At 62.7% G+C, this 18584-nt stretch carries 16 protein-coding genes and 1 other RNA gene; all 17 read left to right on the top strand.

The window, feature by feature from the left end; translation table 11 throughout:
• Positions 1–57: 57 nt before the first annotated feature.
• The 17 genes from rnpB (at position 58) to lpxC (ending at position 18561) form a co-directional block, all read left to right on the top strand.
• Positions 58–411, top strand: an RNA gene (rnpB, locus tag C4K40_RS25855) — RNase P RNA component class A.
• A 309-nt stretch (positions 412–720) separates the two neighbouring features.
• Positions 721–1176, top strand: a complete 456-nt coding sequence (gene mraZ / locus C4K40_RS25850) for a division/cell wall cluster transcriptional repressor MraZ (protein WP_011063319.1) — start codon at positions 721–723, stop codon at positions 1174–1176.
• Entirely contained in the window at positions 1173–2120 is a 948-nt protein-coding gene (gene rsmH / locus C4K40_RS25845; protein ID WP_022640810.1) for a 16S rRNA (cytosine(1402)-N(4))-methyltransferase RsmH, read from the top strand. Before mraZ ends, rsmH begins: the two co-directional genes overlap by 4 nt.
• Positions 2117–2410 (top strand): cell division protein FtsL, encoded by a 294-nt coding sequence (ftsL, locus tag C4K40_RS25840; RefSeq protein WP_003171871.1) that lies wholly within the window; start codon positions 2117–2119, stop codon positions 2408–2410. Before rsmH ends, ftsL begins: the two co-directional genes overlap by 4 nt.
• Entirely contained in the window at positions 2407–4143 is a 1737-nt protein-coding gene (locus tag C4K40_RS25835) for a penicillin-binding protein 2 (protein WP_022640807.1), read from the top strand. Before ftsL ends, C4K40_RS25835 begins: the two co-directional genes overlap by 4 nt.
• The gene (locus tag C4K40_RS25830) at positions 4143–5606 is read left to right on the top strand and encodes a UDP-N-acetylmuramoyl-L-alanyl-D-glutamate--2,6-diaminopimelate ligase (RefSeq protein ID WP_022640806.1); all 1464 of its coding nucleotides are present in this window, start codon (positions 4143–4145) and stop codon (positions 5604–5606) included. The genes C4K40_RS25835 and C4K40_RS25830 overlap by 1 nt, the downstream gene beginning before the upstream one ends.
• Positions 5599–6981, top strand: a complete 1383-nt coding sequence (gene murF, locus C4K40_RS25825; RefSeq protein ID WP_031320471.1) for a UDP-N-acetylmuramoyl-tripeptide--D-alanyl-D-alanine ligase — start codon at positions 5599–5601, stop codon at positions 6979–6981. Before C4K40_RS25830 ends, murF begins: the two co-directional genes overlap by 8 nt.
• Positions 6981–8063: a phospho-N-acetylmuramoyl-pentapeptide-transferase gene (gene mraY / locus C4K40_RS25820; RefSeq protein WP_022640804.1), complete on the top strand. Its 1083-nt coding sequence runs from the start codon at positions 6981–6983 to the stop codon at positions 8061–8063. Before murF ends, mraY begins: the two co-directional genes overlap by 1 nt.
• 5 nt (positions 8064–8068) lie before the next feature.
• Positions 8069–9415: a UDP-N-acetylmuramoyl-L-alanine--D-glutamate ligase gene (gene murD / locus C4K40_RS25815; RefSeq protein ID WP_053131920.1), complete on the top strand. Its 1347-nt coding sequence runs from the start codon at positions 8069–8071 to the stop codon at positions 9413–9415.
• Positions 9412–10629, top strand: a complete 1218-nt coding sequence (ftsW, locus tag C4K40_RS25810; RefSeq protein WP_022640802.1) for a putative lipid II flippase FtsW — start codon at positions 9412–9414, stop codon at positions 10627–10629. The genes murD and ftsW overlap by 4 nt, the downstream gene beginning before the upstream one ends.
• Entirely contained in the window at positions 10619–11689 is a 1071-nt protein-coding gene (murG, locus tag C4K40_RS25805; RefSeq protein WP_022640801.1) for an undecaprenyldiphospho-muramoylpentapeptide beta-N-acetylglucosaminyltransferase, read from the top strand. Before ftsW ends, murG begins: the two co-directional genes overlap by 11 nt.
• Positions 11682–13139: a UDP-N-acetylmuramate--L-alanine ligase gene (gene murC / locus C4K40_RS25800; protein WP_022640800.1), complete on the top strand. Its 1458-nt coding sequence runs from the start codon at positions 11682–11684 to the stop codon at positions 13137–13139. The genes murG and murC overlap by 8 nt, the downstream gene beginning before the upstream one ends.
• Positions 13136–14092 carry a D-alanine--D-alanine ligase gene (locus C4K40_RS25795; RefSeq protein ID WP_022640799.1) on the top strand — a complete coding sequence of 319 codons (957 nt, stop codon included), beginning with the start codon at positions 13136–13138 and terminating at the stop codon, positions 14090–14092. The genes murC and C4K40_RS25795 overlap by 4 nt, the downstream gene beginning before the upstream one ends.
• Before the next feature lie 4 nt (positions 14093–14096).
• A complete protein-coding gene (locus tag C4K40_RS25790; protein ID WP_016966667.1) occupies positions 14097–14963 on the top strand; it encodes a cell division protein FtsQ/DivIB in 867 nt (288 codons plus the stop codon).
• 14 nt (positions 14964–14977) lie between these two features.
• Positions 14978–16237 carry a cell division protein FtsA gene (ftsA, locus tag C4K40_RS25785; RefSeq protein WP_053131918.1) on the top strand — a complete coding sequence of 420 codons (1260 nt, stop codon included), beginning with the start codon at positions 14978–14980 and terminating at the stop codon, positions 16235–16237.
• A 103-nt stretch (positions 16238–16340) separates the two neighbouring features.
• Positions 16341–17537, top strand: coding sequence for a cell division protein FtsZ (gene ftsZ / locus C4K40_RS25780; protein WP_022640798.1), 1197 nt, complete (start codon positions 16341–16343; stop codon positions 17535–17537).
• A gap of 112 nt (positions 17538–17649) precedes the next feature.
• Complete coding sequence (lpxC, locus tag C4K40_RS25775) at positions 17650–18561, top strand: UDP-3-O-acyl-N-acetylglucosamine deacetylase (protein WP_011063304.1); 912 nt, start codon at positions 17650–17652, stop codon at positions 18559–18561.
• The last annotated feature ends 23 nt before the right edge of the window (positions 18562–18584 follow it).

Here is an 18584-nt window from a genome sequence, read left to right as displayed (position 1 = left end):
GGCCAAAGGCTTTTATCGCTTGTCCTGAGACCGCTCTGCCGTTAACCTGCGCGGCGGAGAGTCGATTGGACAGTCGCTGCCCTCTATGAAAATTAGAGGGGGGAGGAAAGTCCGGGCTCCATAGGGCGGAGTGCCAGGTAATGCCTGGGGGGCGTGAGCCTACGGAAAGTGCCACAGAAAATAACCGCCTAAGCACTTCGGTGCCGGTAAGGGTGAAAAGGTGCGGTAAGAGCGCACCGCACGTCTGGTAACAGTTCGTGGCTAGGTAAACCCCACTCGGAGCAAGACCAAATAGGGTTCCAAGGCGTGGCCCGCGCTGGAACCGGGTAGGTTGCTAAAGATGTCCAGTGATGGCCATCGTAGAGGAATGACTGTCCTCGACAGAACCCGGCTTACAGATCGACTCTCCACCCCCTTCCTTCCCTGCTTGATTCAATAGCAGAAGCGTTTTTGTAATACCGAAAAAATCTTACTCTTAATAAATTACTTTAACTTCGCGATGCAGCTTCCTGAGCTATATGAAGTTGATGTCGTGGAATGTCTCTCGAATTCTCGTCACCCCTCCGCTAAGCCTCCTAAATCTCCGTTCTATAAGGGTTTTCCGTCGCCGCGTGCCTTGACGGTGGTGTGGGCGCATTCCTATAGTGTGCGCAAGTGGCGGAAAGTGGCACAAAGTGGGTTTTTTGAACGCAAAACGCTAAAATTTGGAGAAACGCTGACGTGTTTCGCGGAGCCAACGCTATCAGTCTCGATGCCAAAGGCCGGCTAGCCATGCCCAGCCGGTATCGTGACGAGCTCGTTTCGCGAAGTTCCGGACAGCTGATCGTCACCATCGACGCCGTTGATCCTTGTTTGTGCGTCTACCCCCTCGACGAGTGGGAGCTGATAGAAACCAAGCTGCGTGCCCTGCCTTCTCTACGTGAAGAGAACCGCCGGCTGCAGCGTTTGCTGATTGGTAATGCCGTCGATCTCGAACTCGACGGTAGTGGTCGTTTTCTGGTGCCGCCGCGCCTGCGTGAATATGCCAAGTTGGATAAGCGCGCGATGCTGGTGGGCCAACTGAACAAGTTCCAACTGTGGGACGAGGATGCCTGGAACGCTGTTTCTGCAGCTGACCTGGCAGCTATTCAACAACCGGGCGCCATGCCCGATGAACTGCGTGATTTGATCCTGTGACTATTGATAGCGGCTTTAACCACATCACCGTACTGCTTGACGAAGCCGTCGAGGCTCTCGCGGTACGTCCTGATGGCTGCTATCTGGATGGCACATTCGGGCGCGGGGGCCACAGCCGGCTGATTCTCAGCAAGCTCGGGCCAGGTGGGCGGCTCCTCGGATTCGACAAGGACCCCCAAGCGATTGCCACCGGGCAAGCGCTAGCGGCCGAAGACGGCCGCTTTGTCGTTGTACAGCGTAGTTTTGCCGAGCTGGGTTCAGAGGTCGCTGGACGTGGGCTGGATGGCAAGGTCAGTGGCGTGCTGCTGGACCTGGGCGTGTCCTCGCCGCAACTGGATGACCCTGAGCGCGGCTTCAGTTTTCTCAATGACGGTCCATTGGACATGCGCATGGATCCGAGCCGAGGCATTAGCGCTGCCCAGTTCATCGCCACCGCCCCGGTAGAGGAGATCGCCCGGGTATTCAAGGAATACGGCGAAGAGCGTTTCTCCGGCCGCATGGCCCGGGCCGTGGTCGAGCGCCGCGAAGTCCAGCCTTTCGAACGCACGGCCGACCTGGCCGAAGTGCTCAAGGTGGCCAACCCTGCCTGGGAGAAGGGCAAGAACCCTGCGACACGGGCGTTCCAGGGCCTGCGTATCCACGTGAACAACGAACTGGGCGATCTCGAGGCCGGCCTGGAAGCTGCACTGGAGTCCCTGGAAATTGGCGGGCGTCTGGTGGTGATCAGCTTCCACTCGTTGGAGGACCGCATCGTCAAGCTGTTCATGCGTCGCCTGGCCAAGGGTGAAGCCGACAACCTGCCGCGCAACCTGCCAGTGCGCTTCGAAGCTTTCCAGCCAAAAATCAAGATCCACGGCAAAGCGCAGTTCGCTTCCGAAGCCGAGCTCAAAGCCAATCCCCGTGCCCGTAGCGCCGTCATGCGTGTCGCGGAGAAACTTCGGTGAGCAAGCTTTTCGCCAAGCCACTTCCAGGCGGAAGCTTCTTCATGCTTCTGCTGTTCATCGGTGTTTTGGTTTCCGCGATCGCGGTGTCCTACAGCGCTCACTGGAACCGTCAGCTGCTCAATACGCTGTACGGCGAGTTGAGCGTGCGTGACAAGGCCCAGGCCGAATGGGGTCGATTGATCCTGGAGCAAAGTACCTGGACCGCCCATAGCCGGATCGAAGTGCTGGCCACCGAACAACTGAAGATGCACATCCCCGGCGCAGCCGAAGTCCGAATGGTGGCGCCATGAAACTCGACGGTGCTCTTTATCCTTGGCGTTTCCGCGTGGTGCTGGGCTTGCTGGCGGTCATGGTGTCGGCGATCGCCTGGCGCATCATCGACTTGCAAGTGGTCGATCGTGACTTCCTCAAGGGGCAGGGTGACGCTCGTAGCGTGCGGCATATTCCGATTCCTGCGCACCGTGGCCTGATCACCGATCGCAACGGCGAGCCGCTGGCGGTGAGTACCCCGGTGACCACTCTCTGGGCCAATGCCAAGGAAATGCAATTGGCCAAGGACCGCTGGCCAGCCCTGGCCATGGCGCTGGGCCAGGATCCCAAGGTCCTGACCGAACGTCTCGAGGCCCAGGCCAACAAGGAATTCATTTACCTGGTGCGGGGCCTGACCCCGGAGCAGGGCCAGGCGGTGCTCGATCTCAAGGTCCCGGGTGTCTATGGCATCGAGGAGTTCCGGCGCTTCTATCCGGCCGGCGAAGTGACCGCGCACATGGTGGGTTTCACCGATATCGACGATCGTGGCCGCGAAGGCGTCGAGTTGGCCTATGACGAATGGCTGGCCGGGGTGCCTGGCAAGCGCCAGGTGATCAAGGACCGGCGCGGCCGGCTGATCAAGGATGTACAAGTCACCAAGAACGCCAAGGCCGGCAAGCCCTTGGCGTTGTCCATCGACCTGCGCCTGCAGTACCTGGCCAATCGCGAGCTGCGCAACGCCATCGTCGAGAACGGCGCCAAGGCCGGCAGCCTGGTGATCATGGACGTCAAGACCGGCGAGATCCTGGCCATGGTCAACCAGCCGACCTACAACCCAAACAACCGCCGCAACCTGCAGCCGGCGATGATGCGCAACCGGGCGATGATCGACGTCTTCGAGCCTGGCTCGACCATGAAGGCCATCTCCATGAGCGCCGCGCTGGAAACCGGTCGCTGGAAGCCCAGCGACACCGTCGAGGTCTATCCGGGCACCCTGCAGTTGGGCAAGTACACCATTCGTGACGTATCCAAGACTGAAGGTCCGATCCTCGACCTGACCGGCATCCTGATCAATTCCAGTAACGTTGGCATGAGCAAGATCGCCTTCGACATCGGTGGCGAAACCATCTTCCGCCTGGCGCAGAAGATCGGTCTGGGCCAGGACACCGGCCTGGGTTTCCCTGGTGAGCGTGTTGGCAACCTCCCCAACTACAGGGAGTGGCGCAAGGCCGAGACCGCGACGCTGTCGTATGGCTACGGCATCTCGGTGACCGCGATCCAGTTGGTGCACGCGTTCTCCGCCCTGGCCAACAACGGGCGTATCGCCCCGCTGACGCTGATCAAGTCCGACAAGGCGCCACAAACTGCCCAGGTGATCCCGGAGAAGGTCGCCAAGACCATGCAGGGCATGCTCCAGCAAGTGATCGAGGCCCCGCGCGGGGTGTTCCGCGCCCAGGTCCCGGCGTATCACGTTGCCGGCAAGAGTGGTACCGCGCGCAAGACTTCGGTGGGCACCAAGGGCTACGCCGAGAACTCCTACCGCTCGCTGTTCGCCGGCTTCGGCCCCATGAGCGATCCGCGCTACGCCATCGTGGTGGTGATCGACGAGCCGAGCAAGGCCGGTTACTTCGGTGGCCTGGTGTCGGCCCCGGTATTCAGCAAAGTGATGTCCGGCACGCTGCGCCTGATGAACATCACTCCGGATAACCTGCCGACCACGCAACAGGCCAATGCCACCGGCACCCCTGTACGAGCCAATGGAGGGCGCGGCTGATGTCCCTTAGCCTGAACAAGATTTTTGCCCACGCCGGTCGTGACTTGCTGATCCGCGAACTGACCCTGGACAGCCGCAATGTACGTGCCGGTGATCTGTTCCTGGCCGTGCCGGGTGCCAGGTTCGACGGTCGTGAACACATCGCCGATGCGCTGCGGCGTGGTGCGGCGGCAGTGGCCTATGAAGTAGAAGGCGCCACAGTGCTGCCGCTGACCGACGTTCCGCTGATCCCGGTCAAGGGGCTGGCTGCGCAACTGTCGGACATCGCCGGGCGCTTCTATGGCGAGCCGAGTCGCCAACTGAACCTGGTGGGCGTGACAGGCACCAATGGCAAGACCAGCGTGACCCAGCTAGTGGCCCAGGCCCTTGATCTGCTTGGCCAGCGTTGTGGCCTGGTGGGCACCCTGGGAACCGGCTTCCATGGCGCGCTGCAAAGTGGCCTGCACACCACGCCGAACCCCATCGCTGTCCAGGCGGCCCTGGCCGACTTGAAGAGTGCCGGCGCCAAGGCCGTGGCCATGGAGGTTTCCTCCCATGGCCTGGATCAGGGTCGTGTAACCGCCCTGGCCTTCGACGTCGCGGTACTGACCAACCTGTCCCGTGACCATCTGGATTATCACGGAACCATGCAGGCCTACGGCGAGGCCAAGGCCAAACTGTTCAACTGGACCGACCTGCGTTGCCGGGTGATCAACCTCGACGACGATTTTGGCCGCAAGCTGGCAGCCGAGGCCCACGAGTCGCGGCTGATTACCTACAGCCAGGAAGATGCCGGCGCCTATCTGTATTGCCGCGAAGCTCGTTTCGATGACGACGGCGTGCGCGCGACCCTGGTGACGCCGCAAGGTGAACATCACCTGCGCAGCAGCCTGTTGGGGCGTTTCAACCTGAGCAACCTGCTGGCCGCAGTGGGCGCCTTGCTGGGCCTGGAATATGCGCTGGACGAGATTCTCGCGGTCCTGCCCAAGCTGGAAGGCCCGGCCGGGCGCATGCAGCGCCTGGGCGGAGGTCGCCAGCCATTGGTCGTGGTCGACTACGCCCATACCCCGGATGCCCTGGAGAAAGTTCTGCTGGCCCTGCGGCCCCATGCCAAGGGGCGCCTGCTGTGCCTGTTCGGTTGTGGTGGTGATCGCGACCGCGGCAAGCGACCGTTGATGGCCGAGGTGGTCGAGCGCCTGGCCGATGGCGTGCTCGTCACCGACGACAACCCGCGTACTGAAGACCCCGCGCAGATTTTTTCCGATATCCGCGCCGGCTTCCTGAATGCGGACCAGGTCGAATTCATCGCTGGCCGTGGACCTGCCATCGCCCGCCTGATCGCGTCCGCCTCGGCTGATGACGTGGTGGTGCTGGCCGGCAAGGGGCATGAGGATTACCAGGAAATCAACGGTCAACGCCATGCCTTCTCCGATCTCGTCGAGGCGGGCAAGGCCTTGGCGGCGTGGGAGGTGGCCAGTGCTTAAGCCCCTGAAACTCAGTGAAGTAGCCGCTCCATTGAACGCCCGCCTGATAGCGGGCGATGCCCGTTTTAGTGGCGTGAGCATCGATAGCCGGGCGATCCAGCCGGGCCAGTTGTTCGTGGCGCTCACCGGTCCGCGCTTCGATGGTCATGATTACCTGAACGAAGTGGCCGGCAAGGGCGCGGTGGCTGCGCTGGTAGAGCGTGAGATTCCCGACAGCACGCTGCCGCAGCTGCTGGTCAAGGACACGCGCCTGGCGCTGGGCCAGCTGGGTGCGCTGAACCGTGGTGCCTTCACCCATCCAGTGGCGGCCGTTACCGGCTCAAGTGGCAAGACCACGGTCAAGGAGATGCTGGCGAGCATCCTGCGTACCCGCGGCCCGGTGCTCGCCACCCGCGGCAACCTGAACAACGACCTGGGCGCGCCTCTGACCCTGCTGGAGCTGGCTCCGGAGCACAGCGCTGCGGTGATCGAGCTGGGTGCCTCGCGGATTGGTGAAATCGCCTACACCGTGGCGATGACCCATCCCCAGGTGGCGATCCTCAACAACGCCGGTACCGCCCACGTCGGCGAGTTCGGTGGTCCGGAGAAAATCGTCGAGGCCAAGGGCGAAATCCTGGAAGGGCTGGATGCTTCCGGAATTGCCGTGCTGAACCTGGATGACAAGGCATTTTCGATCTGGAAGGCCCGCGCCGCCGGGCGCCAGGTGCTGAGTTTCGCCCTGACCGCCAGCGCAGCGGATTTCTACGCCTCCGATATCGGACGCGATGCCCGTGGCTGCCCGTCCTTTACCCTGCATAGCCCCAAGGGCACCGAGCAGGTCCAGCTGAACCTGCTGGGCACCCATAACGTCGCCAACGCCCTGGCTGCTGCTGCGGCTGCCCACGCCATGGGCGTGTCGTTGTTCGGTATCGCCACTGGCCTGAACGCGGTGCAGCCGGTCAAGGGCCGTACTGTCGCCCAGTTGGCCAGGAATGGCATGCGGGTGATCGATGACACTTACAATGCAAACCCCACCTCAATGTGCGCTGCCGTTGATATACTCGCCGGCTTTTCCGGCCGCACCGTCCTGGTGCTCGGAGACATCGGCGAGTTGGGCGATTGGGCGGAGCAGGGGCACCGCGACGTAGGTGCATATGCCGCTGGCAAGGTTTCGGCCCTCTACGCCGTAGGCCCGATGATGGCCCATGCCGTCACTGCCTTTGGCGCGCACGCGCGCCACTTCGCCAGCCAGGCAGAACTGATTGCCGCCCTGGACGTCGAGCAAGATCCAAACACCACCATTTTGATCAAGGGATCGCGCAGCGCGGCGATGGAAAACATCGTTGCGGCCCTGTGTGGCTCCCATCTTCAAGAAAAAGACGGAGTGAAACATTAATGCTGCTGCTGCTAGCGGAGTACCTGCAACAGTTCTACAAAGGCTTCGCGGTCTTCCAGTACCTGACCCTGCGCGGGATCCTCGGGGTGCTGACCGCCTTGTCTTTGGCACTGTGCCTGGGTCCGTGGATGATCCGTACTCTGCAGAATCGGCAGATTGGCCAGGCCGTACGTAACGATGGCCCGCAATCGCACTTGTCCAAATCCGGTACGCCGACCATGGGCGGCGCCTTGATCCTCTCGGCCATCGGTGTCAGCACCCTGCTCTGGGCCGACCTGCGCAACCACTATGTCTGGGTCGTGCTGCTGGTGACCCTGGCTTTCGGTGCCATCGGCTGGGTCGACGACTATCGCAAGGTGATCGAGAAGAACTCCCGGGGCCTGCCGAGCCGCTGGAAGTACTTCTGGCAGTCGGTGTTCGGCCTGGGCGCGGCGATCTTCCTTTACATGACCGCGCAAAGCCCGGTGGATACCACCCTGCTGATCCCGATGCTCAAGGACGTGAGCATTCCCCTGGGTGCCGGTTTCGTGGTCCTGACCTATTTCGTCATCGTCGGCTCGAGCAACGCAGTCAACCTGACCGACGGCCTCGATGGCCTGGCGATCATGCCGACGGTGATGGTCGGCGGCGCATTGGGGATCTTCTGCTACCTGTCGGGTAACGTGAAGTTCGCCGAATACCTGCTGATCCCCTATGTGCCGGGCGCAGGTGAACTGATCGTGTTCTGCGGTGCGCTGATCGGTGCGGGCCTGGGCTTCCTGTGGTTCAACACTTATCCGGCCCAGGTGTTCATGGGCGACGTCGGCGCCCTGGCGCTGGGTGCGGCCCTGGGCACCATCGCGGTGATCGTGCGCCAGGAAATCGTGCTGTTCATCATGGGCGGCGTGTTCGTGATGGAAACCCTGTCGGTGGTGATCCAGGTCGCTTCGTTCAAGCTGACCGGCAAGCGGGTGTTCCGCATGGCGCCGATCCACCACCACTTTGAACTCAAGGGCTGGCCTGAGCCACGTGTGATCGTCCGTTTCTGGATCATCACCGTGATTCTCGTGCTGATCGGCCTTGCAACCCTGAAGCTGAGGTAGAACGAGTGTCCCTGATCGCTTCCGACCACTTCCGCATCGTTGTCGGCCTCGGCAAGAGCGGCATGTCCCTGGTTCGCTTCCTGGCGAGCCGGGGCGTTGCTTTTGCGGTGGCCGACACGCGGGAAAATCCACCGGAGCTGGCCACGCTGCGCCGTGACTATCCACAGGTGGAAGTGCGTTGTGGCGAGCTGGACGTCGACTTCCTGTGCCGTGCCGACGAGCTCTACGTGAGTCCCGGCCTGGCCCTGGCGACTCCGGCCCTGCAGGCTGCCGCCGCGCGTGGGGTGAAACTGTCCGGCGACATCGAACTGTTCGCGCGTAACGCGAAGGCGCCGATCGTCGCCATCAGCGGCTCCAATGCCAAGAGCACCGTGACCACCCTGGTGGGCGAGATGGCTGCCGCTGCCGGCAAGCGCGTCGCCGTGGGCGGTAACCTCGGGACCCCGGCACTGGACCTGCTTGGTGATGACGTCGAGCTCTACGTCCTCGAGCTGTCCAGCTTCCAGCTGGAAACCACCGACCAGCTCGGTGCCGAAGTGGCCACCGTGCTGAACATCAGCGAAGACCATATGGACCGCTACAGCGGCCTGCCGGCCTATCACCTGGCCAAGCACCGGATTTTCCGCGGTGCCCGGCAAGTGGTGTTCAACCGCCAGGACGCCCTGACCCGGCCGCTGGTGGGTGAGGGGCTGCCATGCTGGAGCTTTGGCCTGGGTGCGCCGGACTTCAAGGCCTTCGGCCTGCGTGAGGAGAATGGCGAGAAGTACCTGGCTTTCGAATTCCAGAACCTGATGCCGGTGCGCGAGCTGAAGGTCCGTGGTGCCCATAACCAGTCCAACGCCCTGGCGGCCCTGGCCCTGGGACATGCGGTGGGCCTGCCGTTCGATGCCATGCTCGCGGCGCTGCGCAATTTCGCCGGGCTGGAGCATCGCTGCCAGTGGGTCCGTGACCTGGATGACGTGGGTTACTACAACGACTCCAAGGCTACTAACGTGGGGGCCGCCCTGGCCGCCATCGAAGGCCTGGGCGCCGACATCAGCGGCAAGATCGTGCTGATCGCCGGTGGCGACGGCAAGGGTGCCGACTTCAAGGACCTGCGTGATCCAGTGGCGGCCAACTGCCGTGCCGTGGTCCTGATGGGCCGGGACTCCGAGCAGATCGGCCAGGCCATTGGCGATGGTGTGCCGCTGATCCGCGCCGCTTCGCTGCCTAACGCGGTGGCCCAGTGCCGAGCCGTTGCCCAAGCGGGCGATGTGGTGCTGTTGTCGCCTGCCTGCGCCAGTTTCGACATGTTCAAGAACTACGAAGACCGTGGTCACCAGTTCGTCCGCATCGTGGAGGAGCTGGCATGAACCTGAGGAACATCATCAAGCCGTATCCATCGCCGATCATCACCGGACGCGGCGTCGACCTCGACTTCCCGATGCTCGCCGGCTGCCTGACGCTGCTCGGCCTGGGGCTGATTATGATCGCCTCGGCGTCTACCGAAGTGGCCGCGGCCCAGTCCGGCAGCGCGCTGTACTACATGATCCGGCACCTGATCTACATCCTGCTGGGCCTGGGCGCGTGCATCGTGACCATGATGATCCCGATCGCCACCTGGCAGCGCCTGGGCTGGATGATGCTGATCGGCGCCTTCGGCCTGCTGGTGATGGTGATCGTCCCGGGCATCGGTCGTGAGGTGAACGGTTCGATGCGCTGGATCGGCTTCAGCTTCTTCAACGTCCAGCCTTCCGAGATCGCCAAGGTGTTCGTGGTGATCTATCTCGCCGGCTACCTGGTGCGGCGGCAGAAGGAAGTACGCGAAAGCTGGATGGGTTTCTTCAAGCCATTCATCGTGTTGTTGCCGATGGCCGGCCTGCTGCTGATGGAGCCCGACTTCGGCGCCACGGTAGTAATGATGGGCGCGGCTGCGGCGATGCTGTTCCTTGGGGGCGTCGGGTTGTTCCGCTTTTCCCTGATGGTGGTGCTGGCGGTGGCGGCGGTGGTGTTGCTGATCCAGATGCAGCCTTACCGGATGGCGCGCCTGACCAACTTCGCCGACCCCTGGGCCGACCAGTTCGGCGCCGGCTACCAGCTGTCCCAGGCGCTGATCGCCTTCGGCCGCGGTGAGTGGCTGGGCGTTGGCCTGGGCAACAGCGTACAGAAGCAGTTCTACCTGCCAGAGGCCCATACCGACTTCGTGTTCTCGGTGCTGGCCGAGGAACTGGGGGCGGTGGGCTCGCTGTGCACCGTGGCGCTGTTCGGCTTCGTCTGTATCCGTGGCATGTACATCGGCTTGTGGGCCGAGAAGGCCCGGCAGTTCTTTGCCGCCTACGTCGCCTATGGCCTGTCGTTCCTGTGGATCGGCCAGTTCCTGATCAACATCGGGGTGAACGTCGGCCTCTTGCCGACCAAGGGCCTGACCCTGCCGTTCCTCAGTTATGGCGGCAGTTCCCTGGTGATCTGCTGTGCCTGCCTGGGCTTGTTGCTGCGTATCGAGTGGGAGAGCAGGACCCACCTGGGCAGCGAAGAGATGGAGTTCAATGAAAGTGACTTTGCCGAGGAGCCGACCCATGGGCGCTAACGTGCTGATCATGGCCGGCGGCACCGGTGGCCACGTGTTCCCGGCGCTGGCTTGTGCCAGGGAGTTCCAGGCGCGCGGCTATAGCGTGCACTGGCTGGGCACCCCGCGGGGAATCGAGAACGACCTGGTGCCGGCTGCGGGCCTGCCCCTGCACCTGATCAACGTCACTGGGTTGCGTGGCAAGAGCAAGCTGTCGTTGCTCAAGGCGCCTTTCGTGCTGCTCAAGGCAGTGCTCCAGGCTCGGCGGATCATGCGCCAGCTCAAGCCGGTCTGCGTGCTGGGTTTTGGTGGTTATGTGACCGGGCCTGGTGGAGTTGCCGCCAAATTGTCCTCGGTGCCGGTCATCGTTCATGAGCAGAACGCGGTCGCCGGTACCGCCAATCGGCTGCTGGTGCCGTTGGCCGCCCGAGTCTGCGAAGCTTTCCCGGACACCTTCGGGGCCTCCGGTAGCCGCCGCACCACGGGCAATCCGGTACGCACCGAGCTGTTCCTCGAAGCACCGCGCGAGGCCCTGGCCGGACGCAAGGCACGTTTGCTGGTCCTGGGTGGAAGCCTGGGCGCAGAGCCGTTGAACAAGCTGCTGCCGGAAGCCCTGGCACAGGTCGCCCCCGAGCTGCGCCCGGAGGTGTTCCACCAGGCTGGCAAAAATCACGATGAGGTCACTGCAGAGCGTTACCGCGCCGCTGGCGTCGAGGCGCAGGTGCAGCCCTTTATCAAAGACATGGCCCAAGCCTATGGCTGGGCCGACCTGGTGGTCTGTCGCGCAGGTGCGTTGACCGTCAGCGAACTGGCTGCCGCCGGTCTGCCCTCGATGCTGGTGCCTTTGCCCCATGCGATCGACGACCACCAGACTCGCAACGCCGAATATTTGGCTCGTGAAGGCGCCGCCTTCCTGATGCCGCAAAGAACGACTGGCGCAGCGGACCTTGCCGCGCGCCTGACAGAGGTTTTGATGCAACCAGAACGACTCGACAACATGGCCCGTGCCGCACGCCGCCTGGCCAAACCCGAAGCGACCCAGGACGTGGTGAATATCTGCCTGGAGGTGGCCCATGGTTGAGAGCCAGAAAGCCATGCCGCAACCGGAAATGCGCCGCATCCGCCGCATCCACTTCGTCGGTATCGGCGGCGTGGGCATGTGCGGGATCGCCGAGGTGCTGCTGAACCTGGGGTACCAGGTATCCGGTTCCGACCTCAAGGCATCGGCCGTTACCGAGCGCCTGGAGTCGTTCGGGGCGCAGATCTTCATCGGCCACCGTGCCGAGAACGCCGCCCATGCCGACGTGCTGGTGGTATCCAGCGCCGTGAACACTTCCAACCCGGAGGTCGCCACTGCCCTGGAGCGGCGGGTGCCGGTGGTACCGCGCGCGGAAATGCTCGCCGAGCTGATGCGCTATCGCCACGGCGTGGCCGTGGCCGGTACCCATGGCAAGACCACCACCACCAGCCTGCTGGCCTCGGTGTTCGCCGCTGGCGGCCTGGACCCGACCTTCGTCATCGGTGGCCGGCTCAATGCCGCGGGCACCAATGCGCAACTGGGTACCAGCCGCTACCTGATCGCCGAAGCCGATGAAAGCGACGCCAGCTTCCTGCACCTGCAACCGCTGGTGGCCGTGGTGACCAACATCGACGCCGACCACATGGCGACCTATGACGGTGACTTCAACAAGCTGAAGAAGACCTTCGTCGACTTCCTGCACAACCTGCCGTTCTACGGGCTGGCGGTGATGTGCCTGGACGATCCGGTGGTGCGCGAGATCCTGCCGCAGGTCAAGCGGCCGACCGTGACCTACGGTTTCAACGAAGAAGCCGACGTACGCGCGATCAATGTTCGCCAGCAAGGCATGCAGACCTTCTTCACCGTGCTGCGTCGGGACCGCGAGCCACTGGATGTGTCGGTGAACATGCCGGGCAACCATAACGTGCTCAACTCGCTGGCGACGATCGCGATCGCCACCGACGAAGGCATCAGCGACGAAGCCATTGTCCAGGGCCTGTCGGGCTTCCAGGGCGTGGGCCGGCGCTTCCAGGTCTACGGCGAACTGCCGGTGGAAGGTGGCAACGTGATGCTGGTGGACGACTACGGGCATCACCCGACCGAGGTCGCCGCGGTGATCAAGGCCGTGCGTGGTGGCTGGCCGGAACGCCGCCTGGTGATGGTCTACCAGCCGCATCGCTACAGCCGCACCCGCGACCTGTACGACGATTTCGTGCAGGTGCTGACCGACGCCAACGTATTGCTGCTGATGGAAGTCTATCCGGCCGGTGAAGAGCCGATTCCCGGGGCCGACAGCCGCCAGCTGTGCCACAGCATCCGCCAGCGCGGCCAACTGGACCCGATCTACATCGAACGCGGTGTCGACCTGGCGCCGCTGGTCAAGCCGCTGCTGCGTGCCGGCGACATATTGTTGTGCCAGGGGGCCGGCGACATCGGCGGTCTGGCGCCCAAGCTGCTCAACAGTCCACTGTTCGCCGGAGCCGTGGCTGCTGGCAAGGGAGCGTCGAAATGACCGCTGCCTACGCCAAGCTGTTCTCCACCGTGCCCCCGGCCGACTTCGGTCGCGTGGCCGTGCTCTATGGCGGCAAGAGTGCCGAGCGCGAAGTGTCGCTGAAGTCCGGTAAGGCCGTGCTCGAAGCCCTGCAGGGCGGCGGTGTGGATGCCTTCGGCATCGACGTCGGCGATGACCTGCTGCAGCGCCTGTTGAGCGAGAAGATCGATCGCGCCTTCATCATCCTCCACGGCCGTGGCGGTGAAGACGGCAGCATGCAGGGCCTGCTGGAGTGCCTGGGGATTCCCTACACCGGCAGCGGCATCCTCGCCTCGGCGCTGGCCATGGACAAGCTGCGGACCAAGCAGGTCTGGCACAGCCTGGGCATTCCGACGCCACGCCATGCGGTGCTGAGCTCCGAGAGCGACTGTATTTGCGCGGCGGCGGAACTGGGCATGCCTTTGATCGTCAAACCGGCCCATGAAGGTTCCAGTATCGGTATGGCCAAGGTGACCACCAGCTCCGAGTTGATCGAGGCATGGAAGGCGGCCAGTACCTATGATTCGCAAGTGTTGGTCGAGCAATGGATCCAGGGTCCAGAGTTCACCATCGCGACCCTGCGCGGCCAGGTCTTGCCACCTATCGCCCTGGGCACTCCCCACACGTTCTACGACTACGACGCCAAGTACCTGGCTTCCGATACCCAGTACCGGATCCCGTGCGGCCTCGATAGCGACAAAGAGCAGGAACTCATGGAACTCACGGCCAAGGCCTGTGAGGCGCTCGGTATCGCCGGTTGGGCGCGTGCCGATGTGATGCAGGATGCCCAGGGGCAGTTCTGGTTCCTGGAAGTGAACACCGCTCCAGGCATGACCGACCACAGTCTGGTGCCGATGGCCGCTCGTGCGGCCGGTCTGGATTTCCAGCAACTGGTGTTGGCCATCCTGGCAGCCAGTCTTGAGGCGCGAGGTTAAGACCATGCAAGGCGCATCGCTTCGTCATCAGCAACCCGCACCCGGCCGCAAGCCGGTGCCGCGGGGTGCCAGCCGGATGGTGGCCAAAGAGCCGATGTCGGTGCGCCTGCCCAAAGCCAACTTCGGCTTCCTGAAAAGCCTGTTCTGGCCTGTGCTGCTGGTGGCTTTGGGGTTCGGCACCTACGAAGGCGCCCAGCGTCTTTTGCCCTATGCCGACCGCCCGATCACCAAGATCGCGGTGCAGGGGGACTTGAGCTACATCAGCCAGCAGGCGGTGCAGCAGCGAATCGCGCCTTACGTCGCGGCGAGCTTCTTCACCATCGACCTGGCAAGCATGCGTACCGAACTGGAGCAGATGCCCTGGATCGCCCATGCCGAGGTACGCCGGGTGTGGCCGGACCAGGTGGTGATTCGCCTGGAAGAACAACTACCCGTGGCCCGCTGGGGCGACGAGGCGCTGTTGAACAACCAGGGCCAGGCCTTCACCCCGCGTGAACTGGCGAACTATGAGCACTTGCCGCAGTTGTTCGGGCCGCAGCGGGCCCAGCAGCAAGTGATGCAGCAGTATCAGGTGTTGAGCCAGATGCTGCGGCCGCTGGGCTTCTCGATTGCCCGTCTGGAACTGCGCGAGCGTGGCAGCTGGTTCCTGACCACCGGTGCCGGCAGTGCCGGGCCGGGAATCGAGTTGCTGCTGGGTCGCGATCATCTGGTGGAAAAGATGCGCCGCTTCATTGCCATTTATGAAAAAACGCTGAAAGAACAGATCACGAACATCGCGCGCATCGATCTGCGCTACGCCAACGGCCTGGCCGTGGGCTGGCGCGATCCGGCGGCACCCACGACGGCGCAGCCCGCCGTCGCGAAGAATTAAGAAGAGGCAGGACCATGGCAAATGTGCAAAGCGGCAAAATGATCGTCGGCCTGGATATCGGCACCTCCAAGGTGGTGGCGCTGGTGGGCGAAGTCGCGGCCGATGGCTCGCTGGAAATCGTCGGTATCGGTACCCATCCGTCCCGCGGCCTGAAGAAGGGCGTGGTGGTGAACATCGAGTCCACCGTGCAGTCGATCCAGCGGGCAGTGGAAGAAGCGCAACTGATGGCGGGCTGCCGCATCCACTCGGCGTTCGTCGGCGTGGCGGGCAATCACATCCGCAGCCTGAACTCCCACGGCATCGTGGCGATCCGCGACCGCGAGGTCAGCTCGGCGGACCTGGAACGAGTCCTGGACGCGGCCCAGGCGGTAGCGATCCCGGCGGACCAGCGGGTCCTGCACACCCTACCGCAGGACTACGTGATCGATAACCAGGAAGGCGTGCGCGAGCCCCTGGGCATGTCCGGCGTGCGCCTGGAAGCCAAGGTCCACGTGGTGACCTGCGCGGTCAACGCGGCGCAGAACATCGAGAAGTGCGTACGTCGCTGCGGCCTGGAAATCGACGACATCATCCTCGAGCAGTTGGCCTCTGCCTATGCGGTGCTCACCGACGACGAGAAGGAACTGGGCGTGTGCCTGGTGGATATCGGCGGCGGTACCACCGACATGGCGATCTTCACCGAAGGCGCGATTCGCCACACCGCGGTGATCCCGATCGCCGGCGACCAGGTGACCAACGACATCGCCATGGCCCTGCGGACTCCGACCCAGTACGCCGAAGAGATCAAGATCCGCTACGCCTGCGCCCTGGCCAAGCTGGCCGGTGCCGGCGAAACCATCAAGGTGCCGAGCGTCGGCGACCGTCCGCCGCGCGAGCTGTCGCGCCAGGCCCTGGCCGAGGTGGTCGAGCCGCGCTACGACGAGCTGTTCACCCTGATCCAGGCCGAGCTGCGTCGCAGCGGCTACGAAGACCTGATCCCGGCAGGCATCGTGCTCACCGGCGGCACCTCGAAGATGGAAGGCGCGGTGGAGCTGGCCGAGGAAATTTTCCACATGCCGGTCCGCCTGGGCGTGCCCCACAGTGTTAAGGGCCTGACCGACGTCGTGCGCAACCCGATCTATTCCACCGGTGTCGGCCTGCTGCAGTACGGATTGCAGAAGCAGTCCGACGGCATCCAGTTCTCCGGCATTGGCAACCGCGACAGCTACAGCAGCGACGAGCCCAAGGCCGCCTTGCTCGATCGCATCAAGAGCTGGGTCCAGGGCAACTTCTGATACGCGGTTACAAGCAACAGGTTTCAAGCGGTACGCAGTAAAGCAGCAGGCAACAAAGCAGTAGGCAGTAGGCGAAAAATTAGAGAATGAAAGGAGAGGGAAAATGTTCGAACTCGTAGACAACATCCCGCAAAGTCCGGTAATCAAGGTTATCGGCGTAGGCGGTGGCGGCGGCAACGCGGTCAATCACATGGTCAAGAGCAACATCGAAGGCGTCGAGTTCATCTGCGCCAACACCGATGCTCAGGCGCTGAAGAACATCGGCGCGCGGACCATCCTGCAACTGGGTACCGGTGTGACCAAGGGCCTGGGCGCGGGTGCCAATCCGGAAGTCGGTCGTCAGGCCGCTCTGGAAGACCGCGAACGTATCGCCGAAGTACTGGCGGGCACCAACATGGTGTTCATCACCACTGGCATGGGCGGCGGTACCGGTACCGGTGCGGCGCCGATCATCGCCGAAGTGGCCAAGGAAATGGGTATCCTCACCGTTGCGGTGGTGACTCGTCCGTTCCCGTTCGAAGGCCGCAAGCGCATGCAGATCGCCGATGAAGGCATCCGCGCGCTGAGCGAAAGCGTCGACTCGTTGATCACCATCCCCAACGAGAAGCTGCTGACCATCCTGGGCAAGGACGCCAGCCTGCTGTCCGCCTTCGCCAAGGCCGACGACGTGCTGGCCGGTGCCGTTCGCGGTATCTCCGACATCATCAAGCGTCCGGGCATGATCAACGTCGACTTCGCCGACGTTCGTACCGTGATGAGCGAAATGGGCATGGCGATGATGGGTACCGGCTGCGCCAGCGGTCCTAACCGTGCACGCGAAGCCACCGAGGCGGCGATCCGCAACCCACTGCTCGAGGACGTCAACCTGGAAGGCGCTCGCGGCATTCTGGTGAACATCACCGCCGGTCCCGACTTGTCCCTGGGCGAGTACTCCGACGTGGGTAGCATCATCGAGGCCTTCGCTTCCGAGCACGCCATGGTCAAGGTAGGTACCGTTATCGATCCGGACATGCGTGACGAGTTGCACGTGACCGTAGTGGCCACCGGCCTGGGCGCGAAGATCGAGAAGCCTGTGAAGGTCATCGACAATACCGTTCAGACCTCCATGTCGTCCGCGCAGTCGCAAGCGCCAGCCCCTGCTCGCCAGGAGCTGCCGTCGGTGAACTACCGCGACCTGGATCGTCCGACCGTCATGCGTAATCAGGCGCAATCGAACGCGGCGACCGCAGCGAAGTTGAATCCGCAAGATGATCTGGACTATCTGGACATCCCGGCATTCCTGCGTCGTCAGGCCGATTGATGGAATGCATCAGGGGTATTAGGGTGATTGGTGTTCAGCAAAGGCGTGGTCTGCTATTATCGCCAGCCTTTGTTGATACCAGTTCGCAATTTGCGCTGAAGCGGCCCAAGCCATGATTAAACAACGCACCCTGAAGAATATTATCCGTGCCACAGGTGTAGGCCTGCATTCCGGGGAGAAGGTATACCTGACCCTCAAGCCTGCGCCTGTCGACACCGGCATTGTGTTTTGTCGTGCCGACCTGGACCCTGTGGTGCAGATTCCTGCTCGCGCGGAAAACGTTGGCGAAACCACCATGTCGACCACTCTGGTCAATGGTGACGTCAAAGTGGACACGGTGGAGCACTTGCTCTCGGCCATGGCTGGCCTGGGCATCGATAACGCCTACGTCGAGCTCTCCGCGTCCGAAGTCCCGATCATGGACGGTAGCGCCGGACCCTTCGTATTCCTGATTCAATCTGCTGGCCTCGAAGAACAGGACGCAGCTAAAAAGTTCATCCGCATCCTTCGTGAAGTGACAGTGGAAGACGGCGACAAGCGCGCCACTTTCGTGCCTTTCGATGGTTTTAAAGTGAGCTTCGAGATCGATTTCGATCACCCGGTTTTCCGTGACCGCACCCAGAGTGCAAGCGTGGACTTCTCCAGTACTTCGTTCGTAAAAGAAGTCAGTCGCGCCCGTACCTTTGGTTTCATGAGTGACATCGAGTACCTGCGCAAGCACAACCTCGCACTCGGCGGCAGCGTGGAAAACGCCATTGTGGTCGATTCGGATGGCGTACTGAATGAAGACGGCCTTCGTTACGAAGACGAATTCGTCAAGCACAAGATCCTGGATGCAATTGGTGACCTCTACCTGCTGGGCAACAGCCTGATAGGTGAGTTCAAAGGCTTCAAGTCGGGCCACGCCCTGAACAACCAACTCCTGCGCAAGTTGATTGAGCAGAAGGATGCTTGGGAAGTGGTGACCTTCGAAGATGCCAGCACTGCACCGATCTCTTACATGCGTCCAGTCGCGGCCGTGTAAGTAATACTCTCTTTCCTTTTGTT

Origin of the sequence: Pseudomonas sp. CMR5c (assembly GCF_003850545.1) — a bacterium.
Lineage (GTDB): Bacteria > Pseudomonadota > Gammaproteobacteria > Pseudomonadales > Pseudomonadaceae > Aquipseudomonas > Aquipseudomonas piscis.
The sequence above is the reverse complement of the archived record's forward strand: the minus strand, read 5'-3'. Positions and strand labels throughout refer to the sequence as shown.

Excerpts from the sequence above, each read along its gene's own strand:
- ftsZ (WP_022640798.1), top strand. The coding sequence starts at position 16,341 with ATGTTCGAACTCGTAGACAACATCCCGCAAAGTCCGGTAATCAAGGTT.
- C4K40_RS25790 (WP_016966667.1), top strand. The coding sequence starts at position 14,097 with ATGCAAGGCGCATCGCTTCGTCATCAGCAACCCGCACCCGGCCGCAAG.
- C4K40_RS25830 (WP_022640806.1), top strand. The coding sequence starts at position 4,143 with ATGTCCCTTAGCCTGAACAAGATTTTTGCCCACGCCGGTCGTGACTTG.
- murC (WP_022640800.1), top strand. The coding sequence starts at position 11,682 with ATGGTTGAGAGCCAGAAAGCCATGCCGCAACCGGAAATGCGCCGCATC.
- ftsA (WP_053131918.1), top strand. The coding sequence starts at position 14,978 with ATGGCAAATGTGCAAAGCGGCAAAATGATCGTCGGCCTGGATATCGGC.
- ftsW (WP_022640802.1), top strand. The coding sequence starts at position 9,412 with ATGAACCTGAGGAACATCATCAAGCCGTATCCATCGCCGATCATCACC.
- murG (WP_022640801.1), top strand. The coding sequence starts at position 10,619 with ATGGGCGCTAACGTGCTGATCATGGCCGGCGGCACCGGTGGCCACGTG.
- C4K40_RS25835 (WP_022640807.1), top strand. The coding sequence starts at position 2,407 with ATGAAACTCGACGGTGCTCTTTATCCTTGGCGTTTCCGCGTGGTGCTG.
- mraY (WP_022640804.1), top strand. The coding sequence starts at position 6,981 with ATGCTGCTGCTGCTAGCGGAGTACCTGCAACAGTTCTACAAAGGCTTC.
- C4K40_RS25795 (WP_022640799.1), top strand. The coding sequence starts at position 13,136 with ATGACCGCTGCCTACGCCAAGCTGTTCTCCACCGTGCCCCCGGCCGAC.
- lpxC (WP_011063304.1), top strand. The coding sequence starts at position 17,650 with ATGATTAAACAACGCACCCTGAAGAATATTATCCGTGCCACAGGTGTA.